This window comes from Sandarakinorhabdus sp. (genome assembly GCF_031422795.1).
GTDB lineage: Bacteria > Pseudomonadota > Alphaproteobacteria > Sphingomonadales > Sphingomonadaceae > Sandarakinorhabdus.
Genome location: NZ_JANPML010000201.1, coordinates 1 through 5,299, shown reverse-complemented (window position 1 = coordinate 5,299; position 5,299 = coordinate 1). Strand labels below are relative to the sequence as shown.

Annotated in this window: 7 protein-coding genes; 5 read left to right on the top strand and 2 right to left on the bottom strand. The window is 62.8% G+C overall.

Annotation, left to right across the window (positions count from 1 at the left end):
- The first annotated feature begins 150 nt into the window (after nt 1-150).
- The 4 genes from RMO81_RS07730 (at nt 151) to RMO81_RS07715 (ending at nt 3,015) form a co-directional block, all read left to right on the top strand.
- On the top strand, nt 151-603 hold the full coding sequence (locus RMO81_RS07730; RefSeq protein ID WP_310475246.1) for a hypothetical protein: 453 nt from the start codon (nt 151-153) through the stop codon (nt 601-603).
- Nucleotides 604-911: 308 nt separating this feature from the next.
- Complete coding sequence (locus RMO81_RS07725; RefSeq protein ID WP_310475245.1) at nt 912-2,153, top strand: pilus assembly protein TadG-related protein; 1,242 nt, start codon at nt 912-914, stop codon at nt 2,151-2,153.
- Nucleotides 2,150-2,620, top strand: coding sequence for a TadE/TadG family type IV pilus assembly protein (locus RMO81_RS07720; RefSeq protein WP_310475243.1), 471 nt, complete (start codon nt 2,150-2,152; stop codon nt 2,618-2,620). The genes RMO81_RS07725 and RMO81_RS07720 overlap by 4 nt, the downstream gene beginning before the upstream one ends.
- Nucleotides 2,617-3,015, top strand: coding sequence for a pilus assembly protein (locus RMO81_RS07715; protein ID WP_310475241.1), 399 nt, complete (start codon nt 2,617-2,619; stop codon nt 3,013-3,015). Before RMO81_RS07720 ends, RMO81_RS07715 begins: the two co-directional genes overlap by 4 nt.
- Before the next feature lie 9 nt (nt 3,016-3,024).
- Here the strand turns inward: RMO81_RS07715 and RMO81_RS07710 are convergent, their stop codons facing one another.
- On the bottom strand, nt 3,025-3,927 hold the full coding sequence (locus RMO81_RS07710) for a tyrosine recombinase XerC (RefSeq protein WP_310475240.1): 903 nt from the start codon (nt 3,925-3,927) through the stop codon (nt 3,025-3,027).
- A gap of 17 nt (nt 3,928-3,944) precedes the next feature.
- Nucleotides 3,945-4,598 carry a fructose-6-phosphate aldolase gene (gene fsa / locus RMO81_RS07705; protein WP_310475239.1) on the bottom strand — a complete coding sequence of 218 codons (654 nt, stop codon included), beginning with the start codon at nt 4,596-4,598 and terminating at the stop codon, nt 3,945-3,947.
- Nucleotides 4,599-4,766: 168 nt separating this feature from the next.
- Here fsa and RMO81_RS07700 point away from each other — a divergent pair.
- Nucleotides 4,767-5,299, top strand: a 533-nt coding sequence (locus RMO81_RS07700; protein WP_310475238.1) for a peptidoglycan-binding protein, incomplete at its 3' end; no start/stop codon positions are given.

Genomic DNA, 5,299 nt, shown 5'->3' with positions numbered 1-5,299 from the left:
GGGCAACAGAGTCGAAGATTCCATCAACAAAGACTATTTTCAGTAAACAATGGTAAACAATTGTTGAATAAATGAGTCAGTTACGAATCGAACGAATAGTGATAAAGATATGGCGCATGATTACTTATTAAAAAGGAAAGTTAAATTTCGATGTTCGGCCAGCATGGGCTGAGCCTGGCCAAGGATCGGGCAGGCAGCCTATCAACAGTGACGGCATTGCTGATGCCGGCGCTGATGGCGGCTGCTGGCATTACCAGCGACACGCTGCAATGGTCGCTGCAACAGCGGATCATGCAGCGCCAGGCGGAAATTGCGGCGCTGGCCGGTGCCGAAGCGCTGTCGCAAAACCGCGCTGTTGCCGAAACGGTGCAGGCCCAATTGGCCAGCGGGGGCCAGCCGGCCATTGCCATCACCCCGATCATCGAACAGGGGCCATCATCCGGGCCGTTTGCGGGTGATCCGCTGGTGGTGCGCGTGCAGCTTTCCAGCATCGCCCGCCTGCCCTTTGCCAGCTTGTTCTCGTCCGCCGGCGTGCCGATCAGTGTCGAAGCCACAGCCGGCCTGGTGGAAGAACGGACGGCCATGGCCATTGCTGGCCATTGAGCCACCATTCAGCAACCCTGCTGCCGCTGAGCAGTATTTTCTGCTGAAACCCAGTCATTTGCACCGAACACGCAGCGCCGGAGAAATCCGCAGTTGCCCGTTCAACACATTGCTGGAATTTGGAAATATGGCCAGGCAGCAAAACGTAAACAGAGTATGAATACTGGTCTTGGAGAGATACATTATTGCATGATATCTGGGCAAAATGTGCCATTAACGTTTTTTTGACACCTAATCTGCTATTTGATTCGCGGTAAAGATGCGTTCGTCGCGTAAAACAGGGCGTAACAGTAATGGGTGGCTTTTTAATGCGCCGTCTGCGGGCCAGCCGGCAGGGCAATATCGCAACGATGACGGCATTGATGATGCCGGTGCTGATCGGTTCGGCTGGCCTGGCCAGCGACACGATCCAGTGGACGTTGACCAAGCGCATGATGCAGCGCGCTGCCGATTCGGGCGCCATCGCGGGTGCCTATCAGCTCAGCCAGACCACTGGCAGCAACAACGCGGGCGTTCTGCAATCGGCGCGCAACGACATCACCCGCAATGGCGGCTTTCCCATGTCGATCGCGCCGGTGATCAACTCCCCGGCCACGTCTGGCAGCTTCCGCGATGCCACATCGGCGGTGGAGGTGATCCTGGCGACCGATCTGCGGCTGCCCTTCACCGGCCTGATCATGGGCGGCCCGATGCGGATCAGCGCGCGCGCCGTGGCTGAAGTGGTGGGCAATGGCGATTATTGCGTGCTGGCACTGGAAAACACCAACACCCCCGGCATCCCGATCGGCGGCAGCGCCACGGTGAACCTGGGCTGCGGCATGATGAGCAATGCGCCCAGCACCACCAGCATCATCGCCAACGGCGCCAGCAATGTGACCGCCAGCCCGGTGGCAGCGGTGGGCAATGTGCCGCCCGGCAACTATGCTGCAGGCACCGTTCGCGAAAGCTATGCGCTGCCGCTGCGTGACCCGTATCGCAACCTGCCGGATCCGATCAATATCGCCAACAGCAACAACGATCTGCGGGTGCAACCAAACCGTTCCAGCACGTTCAGTTCGGGCACCTACCGCAATATCGATGTCAGTGGCACCGCCACCTTCAATCCGGGCGTTTATTATGTCACCGGCAGTGTAAACTTCGGCAGCCAGGCCAACGTCACGGCCAATGGTGTGGTGTTCATCCTTACCGCCACCAACATCGCCAGCAACACCAGCAACGTGGCGACAGTGGGCATGCAAGGCGGCGCCCGTCTCAACATGGCGGCGCCCAGCACCGGCACCTATGCCGGCATCCTGTTTTATCAGGATCGCCGCGCCACCAACACCGCAACCAACATCATCAACGGCAACAGTTCCAGCCTGCTGCAGGGCGCGCTGTATTTCCCGCGCCAGGAACTGCAGATGAACGGCACCAGCGGCATGAATACGCGCTGCCTGCAGATCGTGGCGCGCCGCGTTGATTGGCGCGGCAACACCAATATCCAGAACGTCTGCCCCGCCAACAGCGGTGCCGGTTCGTTCAAGGGCACTCAAATCAAGCTGGTGGCATGATGATGCGTGTTTTGTCGTCCATCCGTGCCTGTCGCAGCGGCTCTGCCGGTGCCGAAATGGTGCTGATCGCTCCGGCAATGGCCGGCCTGCTGTTTGTCGCCATGGATGCCGGCCTGGCCTTCTGGGAAAAACATCAACTGGAACAGGCAGCCCAGACCGGCATCGAACTGGCACTGGCACCCGGCACCATCGGCACCGGATCGTTCAGCCATCTCGATCCGGCAGTGCGGGCCGCCTATGGCAAACAGGTGCAATCCCTGACGGTGGATAACTGGCTGGAATGCAACGGTGTGCGCCAGAACAACTGGAACAGTTTCTGCCCGGCCGGGCAGGTGTTTGCCCGCTTTGTTTCGGTGCAGGTGCAATCCGAATATGTGCCGCAATATAGCTTTGGCGGCCTGTTGCATGGCGACGGCCGCAATGGCGGTTTTGTGTTGACTGGTGATGCTGTGGTGAGGCTGCAATGATCCGTACACTCCGTATTTTCGCCCGCAACCGCAGTGGCGCCACCGCCGCCGAATTCGCGCTGACGTTGCCGCTGTTCCTGGCGTTCGTGTTTACGTTCTTCGGGGTTGGCTCCGTTTTCTGGGCAAACGCCGGGCTGCGCAACGCGGTGGGCGAAGGCGCCCGCGTGGCCACCCTGTTCCCGCGCCGCAGCAATACCGAAATCCAGAATGCCGTCAGTGGCAACAGCTTTGGCCTGGCCAGCGTGATGGCCGCGCCTACGATTACCGCCGGCACCGCCAACGCCCAGGATTTCGTGGACATCACCGTCACGGTGACCCCGCATTTCGATCTGTTCTTCATCGATGTGGAACCGATCACGCTCAGCGAAACGCGCCGGGTCTATCGCCCCGCCTGATTTGCGCGGCTACTCCGCGCGGGGATGTGCCGCCGCCCACGCATCCAGCAACTGCGCCGCATCGACCTTGGTATAGATCTGCGTTGACGACAGGCTGGCGTGGCCCAGCAGTTCCTGCAATTGCCGCAGATCGGCGCCGCGGGCCAGCAGATGGGTGGCAAAACTGTGCCGCAGCGCGTGCGGTGTTGCACTGGCGGCCAAGCCCATGACAGCGCGCGCCGCCTGCACCGCCCGGCGCACCGTGCCGGGATCGAGCCCGCCGCCCTTCACCCCGCGAAACAACGGCTCAGCCGGGGCCAGATCGAACGGGCACTGCGCCACATAATCCACAATCGCGGCCCGCACTTGGCGCAGCAGCGGCACAATCCGCGTCTTGGCGCGCTTGCCGGTCACCGCGACCACCTCGCCCAGGGGCAACGCAGCCCCGGTCAGCGACAGCGCCTCGCCGATGCGCAGCCCCGCCCCATACAGCAGCAGCAGCACCGCCGTGTCGCGCGCCGCCAGCCACGGCTGGGCTGCCGCTTCGCCCACCACATCAACCAGCTGCCGCACTTCAGCCGGGGTGACAGCGCGCGGCAGGCGGCGCGGCTGTTTCGGGGCTTTCAGCGCGGCGATGGCATCGCAGGCCAGGCCTTCGCTGCGCCGCGACCAGGCAAAAAAGCCCTTCAGGGCCGAAACGTCCCGCGCCAGCGATGGCGCCGCCAGGCCCTCGCCGCGCCGCAGGGCCAGAAAGGCGCGCAGCTCCGCCGGTTCGATTGTGGCCAGCCGGCCGCCAGTGACCAGCCCGCCCAGATGGGTGGACAGGAAATCATCGAACCGTTCCAGCGTCAGGCCATAGGCGCGCAGCGTGTGGACAGACAGGCGGCGCTGGTCGCCGGAATAAGCGAGAAAGCGGGCAATGAGCCCGGCCAAAGGCTCGGCCGCCGCGCTCAGAGGATGCTTTGCCCGGTCTTGGCCCAATCGGCGTCGAACGCAGCCAGCCCCTTGTCAGTCAGCGCGTGCGCGGCCAGTGCGCGGATCACCGCCGCCGGCATGGTGGCAACATCAGCGCCAATGCGGGCCGCGGCCAGCACATGGACGGGCGAACGCACGCTGGCGACGAGGATTTCGGTCTTGAAATCATAATTGTCGTAGATGGTGCGGATGTCCTGAATCAGCTCCATGCCGTCGTGGCCGATATCATCCAGGCGGCCGACGAACGGCGAGATATAGGTGGCACCCGCCTTGGCGGCGAGCAGCGCCTGATTGGCGGAGAAGCACAACGTCACATTGGTCTTCACGCCTTCAGCGGTCAGCGCCTTGCAGGCTTTCAGGCCTTCCAGCGTGAGCGGCAGTTTGATGCAGATATTGGGCGCCAGCGCGCGCAGCACGGCGGCTTCGCGCAGCATGGTGGCGTGATCGGGGGCGACCACTTCCGCCGACACCGGGCCATCGACCAGCCCGCAGATTTCCTTCACCACTTCCAGGAAATTGCGGCCCGATTTGGCGATCAGGCTGGGATTGGTGGTCACACCATCAAGCAGGCCGGTGGCCGCCAGATCGGCGATTTCGGCAACATCAGCGGTATCGGCAAAGAATTTCATGGCGGCAGCCCAGCAAATTGAAGGGAAGGATTCGGCGCTGCTTTAACCGATGCAGGCCGGCTTTCCTACCATCGCTTTTGGTGCCGCAGTCCCCGACTGTCCTACGCAGCGCGGCTATGGTAGCTTTCCCTCAGGGTCGAACGCAATTTTCATCGGGAGACTTCCGATATGACGACGCTCGAACTTCAAAAAGCCCTGAAAGCCAAGGGTTTTGACCCAGGCGCCATCGATGGCGCGATGGGCCGCGACACCATTGCCGCCATCCGCGCCTTTCAGGCCGCCAATGGCCTGGAAGTGGATGGCGTGGCCGGGCCAGACACGCGGGCCAAGCTTGCCATCACCGCAGTGGCGGCCGCGCCCGATCCGATCCACAGCCTGTCGATGCCGTGGTTCATCGAAGCCCAACGCACCATCGGCGTGCGCGAAGACACCGGCCCCGGTTCCAACCCGCTGATCATCGGCTGGGCGCGGCGGCTGCGCATCGATTATGCCAAGGATGAAATCGCCTGGTGCGGGCTGTTCGTCGCCCACTGCATCGGCCTCACCCTGCCCGGCGAAGTGCTGCCCGCCAACGCGCTGGGCGCACGCACCTGGACCAAGTTCGGCGTGCCCTGCCCGGTGCCGCAGCCCGGCGCCGTGATGACCTTCTGGCGCGGCAGCCGCGATGGCTGGCAGGGCCATGTCGGCATCTATGTCGGCGA

What these genes read in the sequence shown, in the direction of transcription:
- RMO81_RS07730 (WP_310475246.1), top strand. Translation starts at nt 151, where the DNA reads ATGTTCGGCCAGCATGGGCTGAGCCTGGCCAAGGATCGGGCAGGCAGC.
- RMO81_RS07720 (WP_310475243.1), top strand. Translation starts at nt 2,150, where the DNA reads ATGATGATGCGTGTTTTGTCGTCCATCCGTGCCTGTCGCAGCGGCTCT.
- RMO81_RS07715 (WP_310475241.1), top strand. Translation starts at nt 2,617, where the DNA reads ATGATCCGTACACTCCGTATTTTCGCCCGCAACCGCAGTGGCGCCACC.
- RMO81_RS07725 (WP_310475245.1), top strand. Translation starts at nt 912, where the DNA reads ATGCGCCGTCTGCGGGCCAGCCGGCAGGGCAATATCGCAACGATGACG.
- fsa (WP_310475239.1), bottom strand. Translation starts at nt 4,598, where the DNA reads ATGAAATTCTTTGCCGATACCGCTGATGTTGCCGAAATCGCCGATCTG.